The organism is Rhodococcus sp. MT28, assembly GCF_058792695.1.
In genome coordinates this window covers 392701-419206 of sequence record NZ_JBXAFD010000006.1, presented here as the reverse complement: position 1 = coordinate 419206, position 26506 = coordinate 392701, and the positions used below count along the sequence as shown (strand labels likewise).

The 26506-nt window shown below is 63.6% G+C and carries 10 protein-coding genes; 5 read left to right on the top strand and 5 right to left on the bottom strand.

Translation table 11 applies throughout. The features are described 5' to 3' along the window. Positions 1–51: 51 nt before the first annotated feature. Entirely contained in the window at positions 52–16761 is a 16710-nt protein-coding gene (locus AC1Q6C_RS24415) for an amino acid adenylation domain-containing protein (protein WP_492666854.1), read from the bottom strand. An 85-nt stretch (positions 16762–16846) separates the two neighbouring features. Then, positions 16847–17431 carry a class I SAM-dependent methyltransferase gene (locus AC1Q6C_RS24410; protein WP_003945672.1) on the bottom strand — a complete coding sequence of 195 codons (585 nt, stop codon included), beginning with the start codon at positions 17429–17431 and terminating at the stop codon, positions 16847–16849. A 151-nt stretch (positions 17432–17582) separates the two neighbouring features. Here AC1Q6C_RS24410 and AC1Q6C_RS24405 point away from each other — a divergent pair, with 151 nt between their 5' ends. The 3 genes from AC1Q6C_RS24405 (at position 17583) to AC1Q6C_RS24395 (ending at position 20604) form a co-directional block, all read left to right on the top strand. Continuing rightward, complete coding sequence (locus AC1Q6C_RS24405) at positions 17583–19730, top strand: MMPL family transporter (RefSeq protein ID WP_228401900.1); 2148 nt, start codon at positions 17583–17585, stop codon at positions 19728–19730. 103 nt (positions 19731–19833) lie between these two features. Then, positions 19834–20244 carry a DUF302 domain-containing protein gene (locus AC1Q6C_RS24400; protein ID WP_003945447.1) on the top strand — a complete coding sequence of 137 codons (411 nt, stop codon included), beginning with the start codon at positions 19834–19836 and terminating at the stop codon, positions 20242–20244. Between the two features lie 90 nt (positions 20245–20334). Then, on the top strand, positions 20335–20604 hold the full coding sequence (locus AC1Q6C_RS24395; protein WP_007734349.1) for a metal-sensitive transcriptional regulator: 270 nt from the start codon (positions 20335–20337) through the stop codon (positions 20602–20604). 59 nt (positions 20605–20663) lie between these two features. Here the strand turns inward: AC1Q6C_RS24395 and AC1Q6C_RS24390 are convergent, their stop codons facing one another. Further along, complete coding sequence (locus AC1Q6C_RS24390; RefSeq protein ID WP_003945829.1) at positions 20664–21467, bottom strand: alpha/beta fold hydrolase; 804 nt, start codon at positions 21465–21467, stop codon at positions 20664–20666. A gap of 110 nt (positions 21468–21577) precedes the next feature. Between AC1Q6C_RS24390 and AC1Q6C_RS24385 the strand changes: the two genes are divergently transcribed. Then, positions 21578–22513, top strand: a complete 936-nt coding sequence (locus AC1Q6C_RS24385) for a methionyl-tRNA formyltransferase (RefSeq protein ID WP_007734348.1) — start codon at positions 21578–21580, stop codon at positions 22511–22513. A gap of 44 nt (positions 22514–22557) precedes the next feature. Here the strand turns inward: AC1Q6C_RS24385 and AC1Q6C_RS24380 are convergent, their stop codons facing one another. Further along, on the bottom strand, positions 22558–24333 hold the full coding sequence (locus AC1Q6C_RS24380) for an ABC transporter ATP-binding protein (RefSeq protein ID WP_492666865.1): 1776 nt from the start codon (positions 24331–24333) through the stop codon (positions 22558–22560). A gap of 23 nt (positions 24334–24356) precedes the next feature. Beyond that, positions 24357–26111, bottom strand: a complete 1755-nt coding sequence (locus AC1Q6C_RS24375; RefSeq protein ID WP_083197637.1) for an ABC transporter ATP-binding protein — start codon at positions 26109–26111, stop codon at positions 24357–24359. Positions 26112–26267: 156 nt separating this feature from the next. On the opposite strand from AC1Q6C_RS24375, the gene AC1Q6C_RS24370 reads away from it, so the two are divergent. Next, positions 26268–26441, top strand: a complete 174-nt coding sequence (locus AC1Q6C_RS24370) for a hypothetical protein (RefSeq protein WP_164490548.1) — start codon at positions 26268–26270, stop codon at positions 26439–26441. Positions 26442–26506: the final 65 nt, after the last annotated feature.

The window sequence follows — 26506 nt, the reverse complement described above, 5'->3', positions numbered from 1 at the left end:
CACTGTGAGCCCCCGTATAGCGGTCGACCCCACGGAGCGATGCGACGTATGTCATAGTTTCGCCCCCTCGCTCGCGTCATCCCCTTCGGCGGCGACTGCAGCCTCGATCACGTCGACCAACTGACCTGCCCATACGCGGACTGCACCCGCATCGACGCGGTCGGCACGGAACCCGAGAGTTGCAAAGACAGGCCCATCGCCCACCGGCTCGTAAAAACTCAACGTCACATCCGCATGGGGCACTCCCACCGGAATCGGTACGAGAGAACCGAAGTCGCCGAGCCCGTCCAAATCCGCCTGCTGGTGATGGATCACCATCACCTGAGGTCTCATGGACGCCGGATTACCCAGCGCCTGCTCGACATACACATATGAGACATCCTGATTGTTCAGCGCCTCCAGATTTCTTTCCCTCACTCGGCCCAGCAATTCTGCAAACGTCGGACTACCGGACGTATCCGTGCGCAGGAGAACAACATTGAAGAAGGACCCGATCATCGGTTCGAGACGGGGATCCGACCTGCCCGCAACCAATGAACCGATGGGAAGATCAGTACCCGCGCCGGCCTTCGTGAGAACGCTGGCCAGTGCGGCCTGCAGGACCATGAACATACTCGTGCCGGTGCGCGCAGCCAGGGCGTCGATTCCGGCGTGCAGACCCGCGTCGATGTCGACGGCGATCACGTCACCTCGAGGCTCCGAGTCACCTTCCGGCAACGGAAGATTCACACTGGTCGGTATTCCGTCGAGCGCATCCCGCCAATATGCAAGTTGCTTCGACGCACGGCTGTCGACGTCTCGGGGGTCTCCCAACAGCTCCTCCGACCACACGGTGTAATCGGCGTACGTCAATGCAAGCTCGTCCCAAACCGGTTGATCTCCCTGCGACCGGGCTGCATAAGCAGAGACCAGATCTCCCAACAGCGGCACTACTGACCACTCGTCGACGGCGATGTAGTGCATGACGAGAAGCAGTGTCCTAGAGCCGTCTTCACCGAGCACCAGATGAACCCGCAACGGTGATTGCTCACGCAGATCCATCGGAAGTTGAGCCAGTTCGAACACCACTCGACCCACATCGCCGGCGCCGACATCGACCACATCGACAGTCGGACGCACCGATTCTCTTGCCACGACGATGCCGTCGACCTCGACGAAGGTGGTCCGCAGGGGTTCGTGCCGCGAAGTCACATCGTCCAAGGCGTGCCCGAGAATCTCCGGATCGATCTTCGATTTCAGGGTCAGCGCCAGAGCGTGGCTTGCTTGCGGTTGCGCGCCGGACGCGCGGAACAACTCCCACTGACGACGTTGCGGCGCAGACAGACCCATCGTCTCGGGACGTTTCACCGCCGGCGCCAGGATCGGACGCCCACCTTCCGAACGCGCGACGACGGCCGCCAACTCCGCAACACTCGGCGCGTCGAATACGTCTCGAATACTGACGTCCACGCCGAACGCTTCCCGAATGCGACCGACCAGTTTCATCGAAGCCATCGAATGGCCGCCGAGTTCGAAGAAACTGTCGTGGACTCCGACACTCGGGAGTTGCAGGATTTCCGCGAATGCAGCCGCAACCGTGGACTCCACTGCCGTGCGAGGAGCAACATCACCCGCCAGCTCCGACCAGTCCGGAGTGGGCAACGACTTGCGGTCGAGCTTTCCGTTGGGCGTCAACGGCAGCGGACCGTCAAGGGCGACAACCATGGTCGGAACCATGTAGTCGGGCAACGACACTGCCGCGAGGTTCCGCACTGCCGTCGTGTCGACGACGACACCGGGTTCCGGTGACACGTAACCGACCAGGCGCGTGATTTCGCCCTGCCGATCCGCGACGACCGTTGCCTGCTTCACCGAAGGATGGGCACTGAGAGCTCCGATGATTTCGCCCAACTCGATTCGGAAACCGCGGATCTTGACCTGATCGTCGACGCGGCCGAGGAAGTCGATGTTCCCGTCAGTGCGCCACCGCGCGCGGTCCCCGGTGCGATACATGCGATCGCCCGCGGTGAAGGGATCGGCGATGAATCTCTGTGCCGTCAGATCGAATCGGCCCAGATAGCCTCTCGCCAGGCCGCGTCCCGCGATGTACAGCTCGCCGGATACTCCCGGCGGAACCGGACGGAGTCGATCGTCGAGCACGTACGCCTGTTCGTTGGGGTCAGGGATTCCGATGGGCACGGGACCGTTCCAACCGGGTTCCGCCTGCCACAGTGTGTTGTTCACCGTGGCTTCGGTGAGTCCGTACGCGGCAAGCAAATTCAGCCGCTCCGCCCATCGCCCGATCAGCTCCGGTGGCACCGTCTCGGTTCCGACCAACACGGTGCAGCCCTGCGGCACTTCACATCCTGCCGGCAGAGCGGCCAGCAACGAGGGAGGGATGATCGCGTGGGTGACACGATTGCTCGTCATGAAATCGGTCAGCGCCGGACCGGCAACTCGTGCATTCTGCGGCACGATCACCAGGGTGCTGCTCGTGCACAGTGCCATCGCCAGCTCGAATACCGCGACGTCGAAGCCGACCGAAGCGAACTGCATCACCACCGAACCCGGTACCAGTCGCATCCGAACCTCAGCTGTGGCAACAAGACTCGGAATACCGTCATGGGAGAGGACGGCTCCCTTCGGCTTTCCGGTCGATCCCGAGGTGTAGATGACATAGGCAGCGTGGCTGACGCCAACTGGTGGCCGGGGAGTTTCGACGATCACTGCCTCGTCCAGTTCCGCACGGATCAGCGGATCGTCCAGGAGAATTCGCTCGACGCCGACCACATCCTCGATCCGCGAGCTTTCCTCCGCAGTGGACAGAAGTACCGAGGCGCGGGAATCGGTGAGCATGTATGTGATGCGCTCGCTCGGGTGACTCAAATCCAGGGGTAGATACGCGGCCCCCAGCTTGAGCACGGCGAGGACCGACGCGACCATTTCCACCGAGCGCGGGACGGCAAGCCCCACCACGTCTTCGACCGACACTCCGCGGCGATACAGCACGCCGGCGATCCGATCACACTGCTCGGAGAGTTCGCGGTACGTGGCCTGCCCCGCCTCGTCGCGCACCGCAATCGCCTCGGGCGTAGCAACGACTCCACGCGCGAAAGCGTCGTAGAACGTCTCTTCCGGCACGTCGACGGCGGTGTCGTTGAACGAGGTGACAACTTGCTCGAGTTCGCCTGGCAAGAAGATGTCGATGTCGCCGATCTCGATGTCGGCCGATTCCACGACTGCCGCGACCACCGATTCCAATCGGTTCGAAATTCGCTGTGCCGTTTCGCGATCGAAGAGGTCGCTGCCGTACTCGAGCCGGACGTCGATGCAGCCTTCGTCGCCGAGGTACTCGGTGAAGTTGAACACCAGATCGAACTTGGCCGTGTACTCCTCGAGTTCGAACGAATCGCCGCCCGTCTCCTCGCGGCTGTGATAGCCGACCATGACCTGGAACAGCGGATTACGTGCCAAAGTACGCGACGGATTGAGGCGCTCCACCACCGTTTCGAAGGGAACGTCGGCGTTGGCGAAGGCCTCGAGATCTCCCTCGCGAACGCGATCCACCAACTCCCGGAACGTCGGGTTACCCGACGTATCCGTGCGCAGCACAATCGTATTGACGAAGAAGCCGACCAGTTCGTCGAGTCCCTGCTCACTACGTCCGGCGACGGGAGCGCCGAGGGGAAGGTCCTCACCCGCTCCGAGCGCAGTCAGCAACGCCGCCGACGCCGCGTGCAGAACCATGAACATCGAACTCTGGCTCTCGCGCGCCAGATCTCGCAGTGCAGCAGTTGTCTCCACGCCCAACCGTGTCACCACTGCACCACCGGAGAAACTCGGTCTGGCCGGTCGACTCCGGTCGGCGGGAAGCAGCAGTTCTTCGGGGGCTCCGTCCAAACTCTTCGCCCAGAAGTCCAACTGCGTGCTCAGGATGCTCGACGGATCGTCGGGGCTGCCCAACAATTCCCGTTGCCACAGAGTGTAATCCGCGTACTGAACCGGAAGCGGTTCGAAAATTGGATCTTCGCCCTGGATCCGAGAGGAGTATGCAGACATCAGATCGCGCAGGAATGGCCGATCGGACCATTCGTCCGTCGTGATGTGATGCAGGACGATCACGACCACTACGGCACCGTCCACCTCGGCACCGTCCACCCGGATCAGACGTGCGCGGATCGGAATCTCGTCAGACAGGTCGAACGGACGACCCACTGCCACGGCAATTTCACCGGCGACACCGGATTCGTCTCGATGAACTGTCTCGACCGGAATCGTCGCCGATTCGAGAATTATCTGCTCCGGCGATCCGTCCACCAACCGGAACACCGTACGCAGGGATTCGTGTCGTTCCACGACGTCGCCGAGCGCCGCGGCGAAGACGTCCGCGTCCAGTGCGCCGTCCAAACGGAGCACGATCGGGAAATTGTAGGCCGCGGAGTTCTCCTCCATCTGTCCGATCAGCCACAATCGCTGTTGAGCGGCAGAAAGAGGAAGGTGGTCCGGCCGCGGCTTCGCTACCAGCACCGGTCGCGTCGATCCCTGCTCGGCCACAATACGTTCCGCGAGTTCCGCCACCGTCGGCGCTTCGAAGAGATCACGCATGGTCAGACTGTTCGGAATGGCGATCCGAGCTCGACTGATCAGCTTGGTGGCCAGAAGCGAGTGCCCACCGAGGTCGAAGAAGTTGTCGTCGACCCCGATATCGCCCACATCGAGTACGTCGGAGAAGAGGTCGCAGAGGACCTCTTCCGTGTGGTTACGCGGTGCGATCGACTCCCCACTCCGCTCCCCCAGCACCGAATCAGCGGTGGGCAGTGCCTTGACGTCGAGCTTGCCGTTGACGGTCATCGGTAGTGTCTCCACCTCGATCACCACGGCCGGAACCATGTAGTCGGGTAGGAGAACTCGCGCCTGCGCGCGGTAGTCGTGCCCGGCGCCGAGTCGCACGGGTGTCACGTAGCCGACGAGCCTCTTGACTCCACCTGCCCCGATGTCGACCACCACTGCCGCTTGCCGCACATGTTCGTCGGATTCGAGAACGGAGACGATTTCGCTCGGCTCGATGCGGTGACCTCTGATCTTCACCTGATCGTCGGTGCGGCCGAGGAAGTCCAGGTTGCCGTCACCGCGTCGCCGCACGAGATCCCCGGTGCGGTACATACGTCCTCCGGTCCCAGCCGGATCTGCGACGAAGCGCTCGGACGTGAGCGCGAAGCGTCCGAGGTAGCCGCGAGCCAAACCGGCTCCGGCAATGTACAGTTCGCCGGCAACTCCATCGGGGACCGGACGCAGCCAGCCGTCGAGAATATGCGCGGCGGTGTTCCAGATCGGTTTGCCGACGGTCGGGGTGTCACTGTCGAACGTTCCGCCACCGAGCGTGTTGATCGTGTATTCCGTCGGACCGTAGAGGTTGTAGCCCACGGTTCCCTCGGTGTCGCGCAGCCTGTTCCACACCGAATCCGGAACGGCTTCACCGCCGAGCAGGACCAACGGCGGGCGGTGGTGTCCCACACCGTCGTCGAGAAGCCCGCTGTCGATCAGGTGCGTCGCGTAGGTCGGTGTCACGTTGACGACGTCGATGTCCAGTGCGTCGCAGTATGCAACGAGTGCCTCGGCATCACGACGCAGATCCTCGTCGCAAATGTGCACCTCGTGGCCTTCCACGAGCCACAGAAGTTCCTCCCACGACATGTCGAAGGCGAAGGACACGGTGTGCGCGATCCGCAGGCGCCGGCCCGCCGCGGCGATCACGGGTTCGAAAATCGCCTCGCGGTGGTTGAACTGCATGTTCGTCAAGCCGCGGTAACCGGTGACCACGCCCTTGGGCTTGCCGGTCGAACCGGAGGTGTAGATGACGTACGCGGGGTGGTCGAGTCGATGCGGTGCCCCCGGGGCGAATGCTCCGAGTTCCGACGCGGAGAGTGCCCGCGCCGAGATCGTCAGTCTCCTTGCTGCTGTATCAGGTTCGTCGATCACGATAGTGCGGACGTCCGCACCTTCGAACCTCGGTGAGGCCGAAACGGTTGTCAGCAACACGACAGGATCCGCGTCGTCGATCATCACGGCCAACCGTTCGGCCGGATGGTCGAGTTCGAGGGGTAGGTAGGCAGCACCCGTGCGCAATACCGCGAAGAGCGCGACGACCATGTCCACCGAACGTGGTAGGCCAAGAGCGACAATCTTTTCCGGGCCGGCGCCGTAATTGATCAGCAACCGCGCCATCCGGTTGATCTCGCCGTCGAGATCGGCGTAGGTCATCCGGCGCTTCCCGAACACGAGTGCCGTGTCGTTCGGTTGCGCCGACGCGACTTCTTCGAACAGGTCGGCAATGGTGCGCTCCGGCAACTCCCGGATCTGCGTCTGCTGCGCTACTGCGGGAACCGGAGACGCAACAACCGATCCCGTCATGTCCTGCGACCAACTCTGCAGCAGGTCGACGAAGTGACGCAGTAGGTCCTCGGCCCGGCGCGCGGTCACCAGATTCGGATGGAACTCGAACTTGACGTTGACGGTGGCACCCGGTGTGACCACGACGGTCAGCGGATAGTGCGTGTGATCGATACTGTCGCTTCCACTCACGTCGTGAGCGGCGTTGAGCGCGTGGACTTGCTTCTCGTCCACGAAGTTCTGCAAGACCATCAGCACGTCGAAGAGTTGACGATGCTCGGAAACACGCTGGATCGATGCCAAACCGAGGTAGTCGAAGGGCATCAGCGAAAGTCGATCCGCCTGTGTCCGACGAAGAAGTTCCTCGACGCTCTCGTTCGGATCCAGTTGCAGCCGAACGGGAACGGTGTTGAGGAACATGCCCACCACGGTGTCGATTCCCGGTACCTCCGGCGGCCGTCCGGCAACCGTGGAGCCGAAGACGACGTCCTGTCGACCGGTGGCCGACGCCAGCACGAGGGCCAGCGCTGCATTCAGTACCGTGTTGAACGTGACGCCGGACGCGGCAGCGCGCTCACGCAAGGCACGCGAAAGCGTTTCCGACAGAACCGCATCGCGGCGATCCGGAAGCTGAACTTCGACACCGGGCATCGGCTCGGCAACAAGCGTCGGCTCCTCGAGTCCTGCGAGCGCTCCGCGCCACCCCTCGTCGGCGGCTGCACCGTCGCGATCGGCCAACCAGGCGAGGTATGTCTCGAACGACCCCTCGGGTTCGCCGAATGCGCTGTCGTCGCCGCCGGTATCGTAAAGCGCCAGAAGCTGACTGACGACAAGGCCGTTGGACCAGCCGTCCCACAGCAGGAACTGCCTGTTGATCACCAGACGATCCTGGCCGCCAGGCAGATGCAGCACACTCATACGCCACAGCGGCGGCGCGGTCAGGTCGAATGGCGTCACTCGGTCTTGGGCGGCGACGGCCTCGGCACGCTCACGAGCAACCGAGTCGTCGAGTTCACGGAGATCGTGGACGACGACCGGAACATCGAGTCCAGCGCTGAAGAACTGCACCGGCTCGTTCAGCCCTTCGCTCACGAAACCCGCTCGCAACGTGGGATTTCGTCGTTGAAGTGTCCGGGCGGCCGCAGCCAACCTGTCGACATCGAGGGTGTGCCCGAAGTCCATCGAGAACTGTGCCGTGTAGATGTCCCCACCACTGCTGCTGTCGCTGCTGCCCGCGTAGCCGGCTTGGAAGTACAGGCCTTCCTGCAACGGTGAGAGTGGGAGGATGCTTTTGACACCTGCCGGACTCGCATCGGCTATCGCGTCGATCTCGGTCTGACTCAGGTCGAGCAACGTCACATCGGACGGGGTCAGAATGGGAGGCCCGGCGTGACGCGCGGCTGCAGCCGCCAGATCGCCGAGGGCCGAAACCCAGCCGTCGGAGAGTGACTGCGCGTCCTCCTCGGACAAATCTTCACTTGCCCAGGCAAACTCGGCGCGGAGCCCCGAATCCACGCTGACGACATTCACGATCAGTCGGTACGGGCCTCCCATGTCTGCGTCGGGATCGGTGGACAAGGCTTCGGATTCCGCTGCCAAGGACCATGCTGTCGATCCAGCTGTCGTCGTACGTCCGAGATAGTTGAACAGGATCTGAGATTCGGAGCGCCCCGCCAATGTCGATGCCGTGCGGGCATTCACGTATCGCAGCATCCCGTAGCCGATACCGCCGTCCGGAGCCGCCCGCAGGCTCTCCTTCACCTCGCGTAGCGTGTCCACCGGGTCGATTCCGCCGTGCAGTCGCATCGGGGCAATCGTGGTGAACCAGCCGACTGTTCGCGACAGATCGATGCCCGCCACCAACTCCTCCCGGCCGTGCCGTTCGAGATCGACCAGCAATTCGTGCTCACTGCGGCCGGTGGAGCGGCGCCAGCGATCGACGGACATCGTCAGCGCTGCCAACAGAACATCCGTTCCCTCGGCACCCACCATTGCCGCAACCGATCCAAGTGCTGCCTCGGAGATTGCTCCGTCCACCGTGACCGTGCGCCTCGAGCCTCCGGATACGACGGCATCGCCCGCGGCGTCGGGGATCAACTGCGCGCCCGGAGCGGTCACGGTCAGCCAGTGATCGAGTTCGGCGAATCGATGAGCACTGTATGCGTGTTCGGCCACCGTACGGGAGAAGGTACGCAGCGAAGTTCCGACGGCATCCAGTGCGGCGGGCTCTCCGGCTTCGACTGCCACCCAGGCCATCGCGAGATCCTCGAGCAGGGTTCCCCAGGAAACCCCGTCCACGACCAGGTGGTGCGCGACTATCGCGAGTCGGCCCAGACTCTCAGCGCCGCAATCGAACCAGACCACCGAGACCATCCGCCCTGCAGACGGATCCAATCGACTGGTCGCAGTTTCAGAGTGCTCAGTGACGAGTCTTCGCAACTCGGAGTCATCCAGTCCCCGAGCATCAACGCGTTCGACCAGGTTCGCTGCCCGGACACTACCGGGTTCCTCGATCCGCGCCGACCACATCCCGCGGTCATGTCGGATCAAGGTTTGGCGAAGTCCGTCGTGGTGATCGAGCACGGCCTGCAATGCGCCGGTGATCGAACCGAGAGATGTTGCCGGAGAGTGGATCAGAACTGCCTGGTTGAAGCGGTCGGTACCACCCGTCCATTCGGACAAGCGGTGAACCACCGGCAGCGGAACCAGCTCACCCACGCCGATGTCGGCCGTGACGGTGGCATCCGAGGTGGCGACATCACCCACCGCTGCAGCGATCGCAGCGGGAGTGCGCAATTCGAAGATCTGACGCGGGGTCAGCACTACCGAATCACGACGAGCCAGGTTGACCATGCGGATCGCCAGGATACTGTCGCCGCCGAGAGTGAAGAAATCGTCGCGCACCCCGACACGGGGCAGTCCGAGAACCGTCGCGAAATGCCCGGCGAGGAGGTCTGCAACGCCCGAGGAAACCACTCCCGTCAAGTCGCCCACCTGTGCCGCAAAATCCGGTGCAGGTAGTGCTTTTCGGTCGAGCTTGCCACTCGGGCTCAGCGGCAGCGACTCGAGCCGCACGAAGGCACTTGGCACCATGAACTCCGGTAGCACTGACAACAACTGAGCTCGAACCGCAACATCATCAGCATCTCCGACCAGGTAGGCGACCACCTGTGCGCGGTTGCTCGGACCGTCGGTTCGGACGATCACGGCACTTGCCGTGACTCCGGGGCACAGCGCCAATTGCGCTTCGATTTCGCCGAGTTCGATTCGGAATCCACGAACCTTCACCTGCTCGTCGGCACGGCCGAGGTACTCGAGAACGCCGTCGGCATTCCACCGCACGATGTCACCGGTCCGGTACATCCGCGAGCCGCCGTCGCTGTACGGATTCGCCACGAATCGTTCGGAGGTCAATCCCCCACGTCCGTGGTAACCACGCGCCAGTTGTGGCCCTGCCAGATAGAGCTCACCGGTGGCACCGGCCGGGACGTTCTGCAGGTAGGGATCGAGAACCAACAGGCCGGTGTTGGCGGCAGGTGCGCCGATCGGGACGCTGACGGCGTCTGCCGGAGTTTCCTGCACCGACGGCTGCCAACTGACGTCGACGGCGGCCTCGGTGGGGCCGTAGAGGTTGTCCACCAGAGTATTCGGCAGGATCTCGGAGACCTTGCGTGCAACGTGAACGGGCAGTGCCTCGCCGCTGCAGTTGACGATCTCGAGCGAAGAGCACAGTGCTGCTTTCGGCTCCGCGAGAAACACGTCGAGCATCGACGGAACAAAATGCACTCGGGTCACGGAATGTTCGACGATGACGTCGGCCAGATAGCCAGGGTCCTTGTGCCCGTCCGGCTCGGCCATCACGAGAGTTGCCCCCACCAGGAACGGCCAGAAGAATTCGGGAACGGAGACGTCGAAGCTCGACGGGGTCTTCTGCAGCATCCGGTCGGAGACGTCCATCGGACGTATCTGCTGTGCCCAGAGCAATCGGTTGACCACACCCTCGTGGTTGACCACAACGCCTTTGGGGCGACCGGTCGAACCCGAAGTGTAGATCATGTACGCGGCATCCGCGGGCGATCCTGGGACACTCAGCGGATCGGCGGGGAACTGCGCCGACTCCGATACCGTCACCCGCGGAACCGAACCCGAATCGAGTGAAGAGTCTTCCGACACCACGACGCACACAGGATCGGCGTCACCCAGCATGTACGTCAGCCGCTCCGCCGGGTAGCCGGTGTCGAGGGGAACGTATGCTCCCCCGGCCTTCCCGATGCCGAGTATCGCGACCATCAGATCAGGAGAGCGAGGCAAGGCAACCGCTACCAACGATTCGCGTCCGACGCCACGTTCGCGCAGCAGATGCGCAAAACGATCAGCGCGAGAGTGAAGTTCGGCGTAGGTCAACGACTCTTCACGGAAGATCACTGCGGTGGCTTCGGGCGTACGCCCGGCTTGATCCTTCAGCAGCTCGGTCAGCGTTGCGCGCGGCCGATCCAAGGCCGTGCCGACGCTCCCCGGCTGTGCGGGTGCCAGCGCGATCCGGCCGATGACCTGATCGAGATCGCGCGAGAGCTCGGTGAGTACGACTGCGAGAGTTTCGGCCAGCGACGCAGCGGCGTCGCCGTCCACCTGAGCAGCGTCGTACTTGAGCTCCAACGCCAATCGATCGCCGGGGACGACGATCAGGGTCAGCGGGTAGGCCGGTCGCTCGTCGAATCGAATTCCCGTCAGTCGCACCGAGTTCGTCGGATCAGCGATTGCCGTGTCACCGAGTGGATAGTTCTCGAACACGACGAGTGATTCGAAGTCCTGCTCCAGTCCGCCGGTCCGTCGCAGTTCGGGTAACCCCAGGTATTGATGGTCGAGTAGTTCCGATTGTTCCCTCTGCCAACGGGAAAGCGCTTGCGCGGCTGTCTCTGCCGGATCGAACCGCAACCGAGCCGGCACGGTGTTGATGAACAAGCCCACCATGGACTCGATGCCGGGCAGGTCTCCACCGCGTCCCGATACGGTCGATCCGAACAGCACGTCTGTTCGGCCGGTCATTCGGCCGAGCACCAGCCCCCAGGCGCCGTGCACGAGCGTACTCAGCGTCAGGCCATGGGAGCGTCCGTTGATCGCCAGTGCGCGAGTATCACTGTCGGACAGCTCGACTCGGGTGGCACAGACGCCGCTGCTGCCCGCGCTCGGCGCGGGAAGTTCGACCGCGGGCCCGGGAGAGTTCAGCGCTTCTCTCCACACCGCTGCCGAGGCCTCGTGATCGTGGCGGGCCAACCATTCGAGATAGCTGCGGTACGGCGCCGGAGTCGGGAGCACCGCGCCGGAGTCGCCAACGCTGTACGACGCCATCAGCTCCCGCAGCATCACCGGAACCGACCATCCGTCTGCGACCGCATGGTGAATCGACTGCAGCAGAAGGTACTTCTCCGAAGAGGCACGGACAAGCGTGTAACGGACGAGCGGCGGTTGCGCCAGGTCGAACCCGCGCGCGCGGTCGGCGGAAAGCAGTTCATCGACATCGGCGCCGGCCACCTCGACTACCGCCATCTCCACGACAGCGCTCGGGTGCACCACCTGCACGACCCGGCCGTCACCCAGGACCGAGAATCCGGTGCGCAGCGCCTCATGCCGATCGACGACGGATTGCAGCGCGCGGTGCAGCGCCGCACTGTCCACGGCTCCGGTCAGTTCCACAACCTGTTGCACGACATACTGATCGGCCCCCGGATCGGCAAACGCCGAATGGAAGTAGATCCCTTCCTGCAGCGGAGTGAGTGGGAGAATCTCTTCAGCCTTCGGTAACCCGTCCACGTCTGCCTGAGCGAGCGCCACCAGAGGGTAGTCCGAGGGTGTGGCTCCGCCGAAGGCTGCGAGCCCGGACACGGCCTCGAGCGAGTCCAGCCACAACCGCGCAAACTTGTCGATGTCGCTACGCAGGAAGATGTTCGACGCCCAGGTCAGGGTGGCTCGCAGGCGTGGTCCACCGGCGGCGTCCTCGGCTACGACGTCGACAGACAACGCGTGACCCATCGGCATGGACGGATCGGCAGCACCGTCCATCGACACCGGGAACCAGTCCCCCTCCGCTGCGGCAGTGCGTCCCAGATAGTTGAGCACCACCTCCGGCGCTGCGAAACTACGCAACTGATCCGAGCCGCCGAGGTATCGCAATGCTCCGTACCCGAAGCCGGCGTTCGGGACCCGTCGAAGTTGCTCCTTGACGCTCTTGAGAACCCCCGCCAACTCGCCGCTCGCGTCGAGATCGGGAGCGGCTGTACCGATCTCGAGCGCCACCGGAAACACTGTGGTGAACCATCCGACGGTACGAGTCAGGTCGACGTGCGCATCGCCGTCACCGCGAACGATGTCTTCGTCGCGTCCGTGCCCCTCCAGGTCGATCGTCACCGATCCGGCACCGCTCCAACGGGTCAGCGCCACGGCAAGTGCGGTGACCAGCACTTCGCTCACATCGGCTCCGAACGCCCGTGGGACACTGCCCAACAGCTGATCTGCAAGTTCTGGAGGTAGGGTGATCGACCGCGCCGCAGCGGTGCGCGCGAGGTCAACTGCCGGGTCGAGTGCCCGACGGCCGAGAGATGCCCGTTGTGCGGACGTCACCGAGTCCCAGAACTCGATTTCCGAGTCCAGTCGCCCGGCTCCGACCGCCTCCGAGACGAGTTCGGCGTACCTTCGCACCGACGTGCCGACCGGAGCGAGTGCGGGTTCGTCGCCATTCATCGCTGCGATGCCGGCGCGCGCGAGGTCCTCGAGGATGATGCGCCACGAGACGCCGTCGACCACCGCGTGGTGGATGACAAGCAACAGCCGTCCGGGACCGGTCACAGGGCGGAACAGAACAGCGCTGACCATCGTGCCGTCGGCTGGATTCAGACGGCCGACAGCTCGCTCGGTCTCGGCGACGATCAGCGGTCCGCATTCTTCGAGCGGTGCCGGTAGTGCACGGGTCTCGAAGACCACAGCCGCTTCGTTTGTCTCCGGGACGAGCAGTCTTCCTTCGGGCGTCAACGTCGCACGAAGTGCATCGTGGCGCGCCACCAGGGCGTCGAGCGCCGACTCGGCGTGCTCGGAGGTCAAAGCTGACGGGGTCTGAATCAGCGCTCGCTGGTGGAAGGTTCGTACTGCGTCCGACACTCCGAGAACCTTGGCGGCAATCGGCGTCGTGGCTACGTGGCCGATCGGTTGGTCCGCGTGGTCGACGATCTCAGCCACTCGGGAGGACTGGGCACGCGCCATAGCCTCGGCGGTGCGCAGTTGGAACACCTCGCGAGGACTGATCGACAAACCGGCAGCACGAGCCGCGGTCACGAGTGAGATCGCGACGATGCTGTCGCCGCCCAGTGCAAAGAAGTCGTCGGTAACGCCGACCGAATCGAGGCCGACTGCCGACGCGATCAACGTGCAGAACTGTTGTTCGACTTCGTTTCTCGCAGCGACATGTGCACTCAGTTCGGCGAGATCGGGCTCGGGTAGCGCGCGACGGTCGAGTTTGCCGTTTGCCGTGAGCGGAAACTTGTCGAGGACGGTGACGGTGGTCGGGACCATGTAGTCGGGCAGCTTGCTCGCAGCCCACTCGCGAAGCTCACGTGAGTCGATCGCGAGGTTCGTCCCCGACGCTGCGCTCACGTAGGCGGCGAGATACTTTGCACCGGTTGGTGCTTGGCGCACCAGAACTGCCACGTGACGCACTGCGGGGTGCGAAATCACGGCGGCTTCGACATCCTCGAGTTCCAGGCGCATGCCACGAATCTTCACCTGATTGTCCGTGCGTCCGAGGAAGTCGAGGGTGCCGTCCGGGGCCCATCGGGCCAAGTCACCGGTGCGGTACATCCGGGATCCGGCCAGATCACCTGAGACGAAGGGATCCGCGACAAAACGAGATGCGGTCAGTGCCGACGCGCCGACGTATCCGCGTCCCAGCAGGAAGCCCGCGGCGTAGAGTTCGCCGCCGGTGCCGATCGGAACCGGCTGCAGGTCGCCGTCCAACACGTACAGGCGAGTGTTGGGGTTCGGCCGCCCGATGGAGGTCGCGATTCGTTCCGCGTCCTCTCGGTAGATCACATGGGAGACACCGATGGTCGCTTCTGCCGGCCCGTAGCCGTGATACAGCGTCGTGGACAGTTGGGCACGGAACCGGTCGAAGAGTTCAGGCGTGAGAACCTCACCGCCGCACCACACGTGCTTCAACGAATCTAGCTGATCGGTCTCGTTCGCCAGGTCCAGCAGTATGTCGAGCATGGACGAGACCAGGTAGACGAAGGTGACCGATTCTCCGGCGATCAGGTCGAGCAGGTATTGCGGGTCGCGTTCCCCCTCGGGCTTCGCGATCACCAATCGACCGCCGGAGACGAGCGGGAGCAGGATCTCGTTGATCGAGATGTCGAACGAGAGTGGGGCTTTGAACAAGGAGGCATCGCCGGACCCGAACCCGAGAATCCGCTCCCGTTGCCACAGCAACCTTGCGCAGATTGCCTCGTGGCGGATCATGGCGCCCTTCGGACGTCCGGTCGAACCGGACGTGAAGATGACGTATGCGAGTTGGGCACCGTGAATACGAATGTCGGAGGTCATTGTCTCGGACAGGTCCGAGGGCCCGTCCTCGTACGCCCACGCGGAGAGATCGACCGGAACGGAGTCGTCTACACCGTCCGAGGTGAGCACCAGTGTGGCGCCCGCGTCGGCAAGTACCGATTCGCGGCGTTCGGCAGGCCATGACGGATCCAGCGGAACGAAGGCACCACCGGCACACATGACGGCCAACAACCCCACCACCATCTCGGCGGATCTCGGAAGCCCGATCGCCACAACGGTTTCGGTCGCGACACCGCGAGAGATCAAGTGCGCGGCGAGCTGTGATACCCGACTTTCGAGTTCGCCGTAGGTCAGCCGGACGTCGCCGTCGACCACGGCGACAGCGCCCCGATCGGCAGAGAAGCTGCTGCGCAACAAATCCGGCACCGTCGTGATTGGCTGCGGCTCTGCGGTGTCGTTCCACCCGTGGAGCACGAGTTCTCTCTCCGCGAGCGACATGGGGTCGAGTGCCGAGATCGGAAGCTGCGGCTCGGCTACGAATCGATCGAGGAACTGTTCGATTCTCGCGGTGTGATCGGCCAACTCCCTGTCGAATCCGGCCGGGGCGCGGACGTCGATCTCGATCGGCTCCCCGTCCTGACCACCGCGCACACTCAGATCCAGGTCACTGACTCGACCGGTTACCGAATTACGCACGCGCACCGGGCATCCGCCGAAGGTGAGTGTGTGTTCGAACATCATCGAGTTGATGCCGGGGCCGAAGACCTGACGGTCGGGATCGATCGCCCGAATGTCGCGAGCAAGATCCTCACCTCGGTACCGCCCGTGCTTGAGAATCGAGACCAGGGCGGTGTCGAGACGAGTTGCCAACTGGCCGATGCTTTCCGAGCGTTCTACCCGAATACTCAGCGGCGAAATCGTCGACGCCATCGAAGGAGTGCGACGCATGTCGCGCCCCACCCGAGCGGCCATCGGTACCGAGACGACAACGTCGTGCTTTCCGGTGGTCCGCGCAATGTACGCGATCAGCGCGGCCATGGGCAGGCGAGTTCGTCGAATCCCGGCGTCGGCCGCATAGCGGTAGAGCTGTGCCGCGCGATCAGCGTCGAGCGTGAGTATCGCCGAGATCGGCGGCAGCGAATCATCCACCTGCCCATGCAGAATCCGCGTCGCTTCCGGTCCCGATTCAACGCGTTCGACCCAGTACTGACGGTCGGTCTGGAATCGCGGAGAGTTCCGGTAATCCAGATCGGCTGCAACCACGGCGTCGAGTGACCACTGCGGCGCGGCAGTCCCGAGATTCGGATCGTCGTATCGCTCGGCGACGTCGGCGACGATGAGCGAGATGCCGTACCCGTCGATCACGCTGTGGTGATAGCGCTGATACCAGATGACTCGGTCGTCAGCGGTCAGCAGAAGCACCTGGCGGAACAGCAGATCGTCCGGACCGAAGACCCGAGCCATGTCGGTGTCCATCCACGACTGCGCAGTCGAATCGGGATCCGCCTCGGCCCGAAGGTCGAGAATTTCCACGTCCCAGCGCGCATCCGGAATCGGCACCTGGATCAGCTGGTTGTCGGCATCGACCTCGAAGTGCACGAACAGCGCTTCGACGCGTCCGACGCTGGCCTCGATCGCCGCTGCCGCGCGCTCGATGTCGATCGTGCCGTCGACCTCGACGACAAGTCCGATGTTGTAGACCGGACTGCTCGGATCCACGTTCTGAGCAACCCACACCTCACGCTGAGCGGCCGTCGCCGGGAGCGCTGCGTCCAGATCGGCACCGCCCGATACCGCCGGGTGAGCTACCTGAGAGTGGTCAGACATCAAGAATCCGATCATCGTCGTTCATGCTCATCGAACGACGAACACCCTCGCAAGTTTAGGGTAGGCTACCCAGGAACGTGAAGGTGCGCTCCCGCCCTGGTCAGACCTGTTCCCACGGACCGAATTCGAGCAAAACGTCAATTGCCGTCTTACCGTCCTGCGGCCGAACGACATGTTCGAGGGCATAGACCCTCGATCCCTCCGCAGCGCGAGCGAGATCGGAAATACCGGGCAGAATGGTCGGTTCGGGTGGACCGCCCACACCACGATGGAAGTTCTCGATGGAATGCCCCAAATAGAGGACCCGTCCGCCGGGCGTCAGCCACTCCCCGACGCGCTTCAAGGTTGCGGCCAGATGGTCGACCTCGAGGTGAAGAAAGCTGACCAACACCAGGTCGACCAGCCCTTCCGGCTGCCACTCGGTCGCGTCGCCGACCTGCCAGTCGACAGCCTTGTCCCCGTCACTCGCCCGTGCCAGATCGATCGCCACCGACGAGTAGTCGACCGCAGTCACCGACCAACCTTGCCCAGCCATCCACCGCGCGTGACGGCCGTCGCCGCAGGCCAGATCGATCGCGGTGCCCGGTCTCAGATCGGAAATTCTTGTTGCGACGGTTCCCGCCGGGTCGACTCCCCATGGCTCCGTCACCGCTCGGTATCGCTCGTCCCAGTCGCGTGCGTCCATGATTGCTCTCCCATATCCGTTTCACCGTTTCACCGTTTCAGATCGGACGGTGCCCCCAGCAGCATAGAGAACCCTCGAATGTGACAGATCGATACCCCTGGGGGTATACAGGTGACGGACAGGAATACCCCCACCCGTATCAGGAGTGAAGATGTCAGCGACCAGAACAGTCACCGCGGACCCACCCACCCGAGCCGACGGCATACTTGCGCGTCTCGGTCGATCGATGGCGACTCACACCCGCCTCGTCGTCGGCGTCTGGTTGATCGCGTTGATCGCACTCGGCGCCGCAGCACCCAGCGTCTTCACCTCCCTGGCCGGCGCGGGTTGGCAGGCAAACGGATCCGAATCCGTGCAAGTTCGCGAGTTGGCCGAGCAGCATTTCGGTGGAAATTCCTCCGCCGCAGTACAAGTGGTCGTTCACTCGGATTCTCTACCCATCACGGATCCGTCGATGCAGCAAACCCTGGCCGCGGCAACGGAAATCTTTTCCGCGGACCCTCGCTTCGGCGAAGTGATCGCCCCGCAGCCCGGTATGACCATCAGCCCGGACGGACATACCGGCATCATGGTCGCGGGCGCCAACGCGAGTACCGACGAGATGGTCAGCGCGGTAGACGAACTCGGCAAGAAGCTCACGGGCTTGTCCACCGACACGATCGAGGTGTACCCGACGGGTGCGTCGGCGTTGTGGAGCGATTTCAACAAGGCCAATCACGAAGCCATGATCAAAGCCGAAATGATGTCGTGGCCCGTCACTCTCGCGATCATGGTGTTGGCCTTCGGCTCCCTGGTTGCCGCGGGTCTACCACTACTGCTGACGCTTGCGGGCCTGATCGCTTCGGCGGGCGGGCTTGTAATCCTCAACGAGATCACGCCGATTTCCGTGTGGGCCATGAACTTCGCGATGATGTTCGCTCTCGCGCTGGGCATCGACTACGCACTCTTCCTCGTCGCCAGGTTCCGGGATGCATTGCGAGCCGATCCGGATCCAAGGGCCGCCGTGGCTCAAACCATGGACACCGCCGGCAAGGCTGTGGTCCTTTCCGGCCTCACAGTTCTGGTCAGTTTGTCTGCGGTTCTCATCGTTCCAGCCCCGGCCGTACGCACGATGGCTGTCGGAATCATGCTCGCTGTGATCTTCGTTCTCGCCGCAACACTCACCCTGTTGCCTGCCGTGCTCGGCAGGATCGGCGCGAAGGTCAACGGCGGTTCTCTACCGTATGCAAAGCGCCAGCAGCACCGCTCCCCGATGTTCGCAGGTTGGGCATCATTGCTGCACAAGCACCCGTGGCCATTCGGCTTCGGCGCCTTACTCATCCTGATCGCACTCGTTGTTCCGGTCTTCGGACTGAAGGTGGCAATGCCCTCCATCGCCGTGGTTCCCGAGGACGCCCCGGTTCGCCAGGGCTATGAACTGGTGCAGCAGCAATTCGGGGACGGCGCCCCGGGGATGTTGCAGATCGTCACGTCCGCCGACGATGCAGCCGACACCTCACGTATTGCCATGAGCGTTGACGGCGTGGCCATGGTCACCCCAGCGCAACAAGCTGCCGACGGGTCCGATCTTGTTATGCTGCAAGCAGTTCCCACCGTCGACCCGTCAGATCCTGCGATGGAAACCATCCTTGCCGACCTTCGGTCGCAACTGCCGGAATCGGCGCTCGTCGGCGGCGCTCCGGCCGAAAATCTCGACCTTCAGCAGGCACTCGACGACTACCTTCCCATCGTCGTGGTCGTGATTCTGACGCTCGGATTCCTGTTGCTGCTGATCGCCCTCCAGGCGCCTTTGATCGCCTTGATCGGCACGCTGGTCAGCCTGCTGTCCACTGGGGCCGCATTCGGAATCGCGAAGCTGATCTTCCAGGACGGTCACGGAGCAGGCCTACTCGGCTTCACCCCCCAGGGTTTCCTCAACGGGTGGGGTCCGGTCTTCTTCTTCGCCATGATCTTTGCGATCGCGATGGACTACACCGTGTTCCTGCTTTCGAGTGCCAAGGAGCACTACGAACGCACAGGCGACCCCGCGATCGCACACATCGACGGCCTCGCGCATTCAGGTCGGGTCATTGCGGCGGCAGCAGCGGTGATGGTTGCGGTCTTCTTCACTTTTGCGCTCGCAGATCCCTTGCCACCCAAGGAAATGGGCATCATCCTCGGCGTAGCTGTGCTCCTGGACGCAGTGCTCGTCCGCTTGGTGCTGCTGCCCGTTCTCCTACGCCTCACCGGCCGGGCAGCCTGGTGGGCGCCGGCATGGCTGCGTCGCGTCCTGCCGAACATCAGCTTCTCGCATGGCTGATCGTGTACCCGACATCACTGTCCTACTGATACCCCCAGGGGTATGATGGAGACAAGAGAAATCAAAGCCGGCGACAGTGACAGCCAACGACGAGGAGCGCGCAATGACAACACCCACAGAACCGATAGCGATCGCAACCAAGGTCACCGGAACCTTCGACGACGTCGTCACCCGCACGCGTGGCGCTCTCGCCGAGCAGGGCTTCGGCATCCTGACCGAGATCGACATGCAAGCAACACTCAAGGCGAAGCTGGACGAGGACATGGAAAAGTACCTGATCCTGGGTGCCTGTAACCCACCGTTGGCCCATCGGGCAGTTTCGGTGGATCGTCAGATCGGCCTCCTACTGCCGTGCAACGTCGTCGTCCGCGAAGATACGACTACCGAGAATTCGTTCTTCGTCGAAGCGATGAATCCTGCTCTCATGGTTCAGGTTTCCGGCGAACCCGGCCTCGAGTCCGTGGCAGCCGACGCAGCCGTCAAGTTGCGCGCGGCCGTCGACTCGCTGATCTGACACCGCAGCCGGATCAAACACTGAATCAAGCAGTGACATGCCCCCAGGGGTACCCTTGACCGCAGCACGAACACTCGAGAAGGGGCCACCATGACCGGCGACGAAGAGAGCATTGCGCTCGTATTGAACAGACTGCGTCGTGCCCACGGCCAACTTGCCGGGGTCATCTCGATGATCGAGAACGGCCGCGACTGCAAGGACGTCGTCACGCAACTCGCCGCCGTGTCCAAGGCGCTGGACCGAGCAGGGTTCAAGATCGTCGCTTCCGGGCTGCGTGAATGCCTGAGCGGTGACAGCGCGGAAGGTCAGGAACCGATGACCGAGGCCGAACTCGAGAAGCTGTTCCTGGCACTGGCCTGAAACATGAGAAGGGCCTGACCTGCAGTTAGCAGGTCAGGCCCTTTCTCGCGTGCGGAAAACTACTTCGCCAGGAAGTCGATCAGCACCTTGTTCACGGCCTCCGGACGCTCGAGGTAGCCGTAGTGCCCGGCGTCGGGAATCTCTTCGTACGACGCCGTAGCGATGCAGTCCGCCACCTCGCGGGAGAGGTAGGGCGGGATCATGCGGTCGTCGGCGAAAGCGACGGACAGGCACGGGCGCATGATCGACTTGTACGCACCCCGTCGATCGAAGGCGCGGTCCATACCGAGCTGCGCGCGAACACCCGGTGACGTTGCGCCGCCGGTGAACTCGAAGATGTCCATCCAGTCGCGCGCGGAGTGATCGTCTGCCAGCGTGGCCGGCGAGAGGTTCATCACCGCGGTCACTGCGGCACGGTACTTGGCCGGCAGAGCGACGCCACTGTCGAACAACTGGCGCTCACCCTCGGTCAGGACCTGCTGGAAATGATCCATCCGGGCGTGACCGGCGAGGAACACTGCTTTGCGAACCAGATCGGGCCTGGCGAGCGTCAGTTCCTGCGCCACCCGGGCGCCCATCGAGGTGCCGATGACATGGGCCGGACCGCCACCGAGGTGCTCGATCAGTCCGGCGGTGTCTGCGACCATGTCGGGCATCGTGATGCCGCCGAGGCTCTCGCCGGACGGTGCGATTCCGCGGTTGTCGAAGGTGCAGACTCGGTAGCCGGCGGCCACCAGCGCCGGGGTCTGGTGCAGATCCCAGACGCGGCCGGGGCTGCCGGTCCCCATGATGAGCACCACCAGATCTCCATCACCCTTGACCTGGTAATTGATGGGGATTCCGTTGATTGTGGCGACCGTCATGTCAGCCTTCCTCCTCGTACGTGTGATCAACAATTTTGGTTGGATAGCCTAAGCTGATGGGCGGTCGTGTGACCGCAACCCCAGCCCATGCTCGTCCAGGAGGACCCCCGTTGAGAGTCGCTACGCTCGGATACCAAACCTGGGGCCACCGTACCCTGCAGGCCTTGATCGACTCCGATCACGAGGTCGTGCTGGCAATCACACACCCGAAGAGCGAACACGTCTACGAACAGATGTGGGCGGACTCGGTTGCAGATCTGGCGGCCGAGAACGGTGTACCCGTTCACGTGGCGAACAAGCCTGACGATGCCTTCAAAGCCGCGCTGGCCGAAGCAGCTCCCGACATCATCGTCGCCAACAACTGGCGTACCTGGTTGCCTGCGGAGGTCTTCGACGCACCCAAGTACGGCACCCTCAACATCCACGATTCGCTGCTGCCCAAGTACACGGGATTCTCCCCGCTCATCTGGGCTCTGATCAACGGCGAAGAAGAAGTCGGGCTCACGGCGCACCTGATGGACGAGGAACTCGATGCGGGCGACATCGTGCTGCAGCGTTCGACGACGGTCGGCCCGACCGACACCGTCACCGATCTGTTCCACCGCACGATCGACATGATCGGCCCCATCACACTCGACGCCCTGGATCTGATCGCGTCCGGCCGTACCGACTGGACGCCGCAGGACCGATCGCAGGCCACGTTCTTCCACAAGCGCGCACCGCAGGACAGCCACGTCGACTGGTCCTGGCCCGCCGAGGTCATCGAGCGTTTCGTCCGGGCACAGTCCGATCCGTACCCCAACGCTTTCGCCGAGTTCAAGGGCCAGCGCATCCGCATCCTGAAGGCGTCCGTCTCACGCGGGCACTACGGCGGAACCCCCGGCCGAGTGTTCATCCAGGAAGACGACGGCATGGTGATCGTCGCGGGCCCCGACGCGTGGTCGGGCAAGAACAAGGGACTGCGGATCGAGCGCGTCCGACTCGACGACGGCAGCGAGTACACCGCCGCCGAGTTCTTCCCCCACGGCGGCGGGTACCTCACCTGATCGCCGGATCAGACCCCCTCAGTACAAAACCCAGTACAAACCCCTCAGTCGCGACCTTCCCAGGCCACCCACAGTTGTGCGTAACGCCCGCCCGCGGACACCAGTTCGCGGTGCGGGCCTTCTTCTACGATCTGTCCGTGTTCGAGCACGATCACTCGGTCGGCGCCCGCAGCCTGCGTAAGCCGGTGTGCGACAACCAGAGTGGTGCGGCCCTCCGTAGCGGCGTCGGCAGTCGCTTCCAGTTCCCGCGCTCCGGCGCTGCCCGCCTCCGCTGTTGCCTCGTCCAGTACGGCGACGGCGGGATCGGCCAACACCAGTCTCGCCAAAGCCAACTGCTGCGCCTGCGCCGCCGTCATCTCGTGCCCGCCTTCGCCGACTACGGTCAGCATTCCCTCGTCGAGAGCCTCCACCCACTCGTACGCGCCGACCGTCCGCAGTGCCGCGGCAACGTCCTCGTCCGAGGATTCGGGAGCCGCCAATCTCAGATCCTCGATCAGAGGTCCGGCAAAGACATGAACCTCCTGACTCACGATCGCGATGTGGCGTCGTAGGTCATCGAGGTCGGCAAGCGGGACACCGCCGATCGACACCCGGCCCGACGTCGGAGTGATCGAACCGGCAGCGATCGCCGCGAGCGTCGTCTTTCCGGCTCCGGTCGAACCGACGAGCGCCACGCGCTCCCCCGCACGCAGTGTGAGGCTCACTCCGTGGAGAACCTCATGACCACCGTCGTAGCTGTGCCGAATGTCATCCAGACGCAGCGAACCGTCGGCCGGAACGGAACCTGCATCCGTCGAAGGCTCCGTTTCCTCGATCTCGACGACGCCGACCAGTCGCGCGAGGCTTGCGCCGGCCGACTGCACTTCGTCGAAGGTGTAGAGCAGTGAGCCGATCGGGTTGAACAGGCGGTGGAACAGCAGGGCGGCAGTCGTCGTCTGGCCGACTGTCACGACGTCCTCACGGACCAGCAGGAATCCGACGACGAGAATCATGGACAGGCCCACGAATTCGGCGCGGTTACCTCGACCGGCGAACCTCGTGAACAGGCCGAACACTCCGACTGCCAGATCGCGCGCTTTTGCCGACGCCGCATCGATCTGCCCGAGGTGTTCCTTCTCGAGGCTGTACGCGCGGACCGTCTTCGCACCCTGGAGACTGCTGATCAGCGCTTGTGAACGAGCGCCCATCGCTACCCGCTCGGCTGCGTAAACAGGAGCCGAGCGTGGCAGGTACCACTTGAGCGCCAGCGCGTACATCGGCAGCGCGACCATTCCGGCCAGACCGAGTCGCCAGTCGAGTCCGAGCATGGTCACCATGCTCAGAGCCACGAGCAGAACCGCCGCGATCATGCCGGGAACCACGTCGGACACGGCCTTGGCGATCACCGACACGTCGTCGCCGACACGCGAGAGCAGATCGCCCTTACCGACCTTCTCGACGGTCTGGATCGGCAGTCGCAGTGCCCGGTCCACGGTCCGCTCTCGCAGATCCGCCAGGATCGTCTCACCGAGCCGCTTGATCAGATAGGCAGCCACACCGGTGAACACACCGCCCACGATTGCGGCAGCGGCGATGATCACGACCACCCCGACGATCGCCGACGTGGGCGCGTTGTCCCGGACCCGGTCGACCAGGACGCCGAAGACGTAAATCGGCACCAAGGCCATCGCCGACGCCGAAGCCGCGACGATCAGGACCAGCAGGCTCTGCATCCGGTGTTCGGTCAGCGCCGCCCGCAACCACTTCCAGGTCTGGCGACCACTCGCGATCGGCAACAACTCGCGCTCTGTCACCTTCTCTGCGTTCTCCCCGGCCGGCATTTCGGTTGTCGTGTCCGTGGCCGTCACCGCAGCACCGCTCCTCGGTAGTTCGCGTCGCCGCGAGAGAGTTCGGAATGTGTGCCCGTCGAGGCGATCACTCCGTCGTTCAACACGATCACCCGATCCGTCACGGCCAGCAAGGCGGGGCTGCTGGTGATCAATACCGTCGTGTGGATGCCACTGGCACCCTCGTGCCGCAGTTCTGCGATTCCTTCGGCGATCGATGCCTCGGTAACCGCGTCCACCGCCGTCGTCGGATCGTGCAGGACCATCACGGGTGCCTGTGCCACCAAGGCGCGCGCGAGGGCGACGCGTTGCCGCTGGCCTCCCGACAAACTGGCGCCCCGATCGGTCACTTCGAGGTCGAGACCGTCCGGATGTGCGTCGACGACATCCGCCGCTGCCGACGCCACCAGAGCACTCTGGATGTCGAGAGCAGCGGCATCACCGGCGCCCGCGGTGACGTTCGACGCAAGCGACCCGGAAAACAGATCGGTGATGTGCGGCTCCACCAACACCGTCCGACGTGCCAATCGCAAGTCCATGTCGGACAGGCTGATTCCGCCAACCCTCACCACTCCGCGATACGCGTCCTGCGCCAGCTGACCGGACAGGACCGCGACAAGAGCGTCGGCGTCCTGCGGCTGGTAAGCCACGACGCCCAGCAGTTCTCCGGCAGGCAGATGCAGGTCGATGCCCTTGAGTGACTTGTACTCGACTCTGTCGAGAGTCAGGTCGGTGCCTTCGAGTTCGGTCTGCGAACCCGCGCCACGCAGTGGCTCCGCGTCCAAGACCAGTGCCAGTCGATCCGACGACGCTCGCGCCACCGCGAAGTATCCGGGAATGGACGCAAGCAATCCGAGCGGTTCGATGATGAACTGCGCAAGCCCCACCACGGTGATCAGTTCACCGACCGTGATCCGGCCCTGCAACGCGAAGTATCCCGCGAAGCCCGCAACACCGACCGCGAGCAACGCACTGATGGTCGCGGCAACGCCGGTGTAGATACCGGTCGCCTTGGCCGTGCCGATCGTCGATGCGAGCGCTTGACGGCTGACCGTGCGGTAGCGCGCCGACGCGGTCTTCTCACCGCCGATACCGCGCAGCGGACGCAATCCGCTGACCAGATCCGTAGCCATCGCCGACGCCCGAGCGATCGACGCCTGCTGACCGGTGGCCCTCGACGTGATGAGAGGCGCCGCCAATTGCAGCAGACCGAGAATGACCGGCGTTCCGATCAGAACGGCCAGCCCCAGCCAGAGGTCGATCCACACCAACGCCACCGCCGACGCCACCGCAGCTGTCAGGGCCGCAGCGGCGCGCGGGACGATGTCCGCGATCCACGAAGTCTGCTCGGCATCGGATGTCGAGACTGTCAGCAATTCACCCGAACGCAGATCGGTGCGCACCCCACGCGGATCGAGGACGCGGTGCGCCACCTCGAGTCGGAGGCGATGAGCCTCCTGCTGCATCGCGGTGACGATGAAGCGTGCGCCGAAGCGCCACGCGGCCGTCAGAACGAGAAACAGAGCCGCGAGACCGACGATGGAGACGATCAGGGCCGTGGTGTCCGAAGTCTCCACCGCACGGTCGATGATCACACCGATGGAGATCGGCACCGCCGTCTCGGTCAGTTGGTGCAGACAGACCAGAACCGTGCCGATGGCGAGCGGACCACGGTTACGGACGAGGACACGTCGCAAAATCGCAGCACCGCTGTGATTGCCACTATCCGGCTCGTCCGAGTCGACGGTCACACTCGAGGGGGTCGAACTCATGGAACTCCAAGCATCGATGGAAGCGATAAAGTTGAGTACAGAGATAAGTAAGTCGACCCTAATACATGAGCAACTAGCGTCGACACGCCCAGTTCTCATAGAGTCGCGAGTAAGAACCATTGCTTGCGCCGTGCAGGCAAGCACGAGAGGAACATGATGGCTGAGAACACGACCGTCGAAACCGAGATCGCGGACGAGGACCTCGAGCCCGTAGCGGACGAAACTGCTCGTCAGGCACAGCGCGTCGTCGCTGCCTACGCGGAAGATGCCGACGAGTGCAGGATGCTGCTCTCGATGCTCGGTATCTCCCCCGCCGCCAAGCTCGACTGAATCTTTCCCTCACCGACCGAGAAGGAACCACGTGCCTGTCAGTCCGGATTCGACCAGTTCAACCC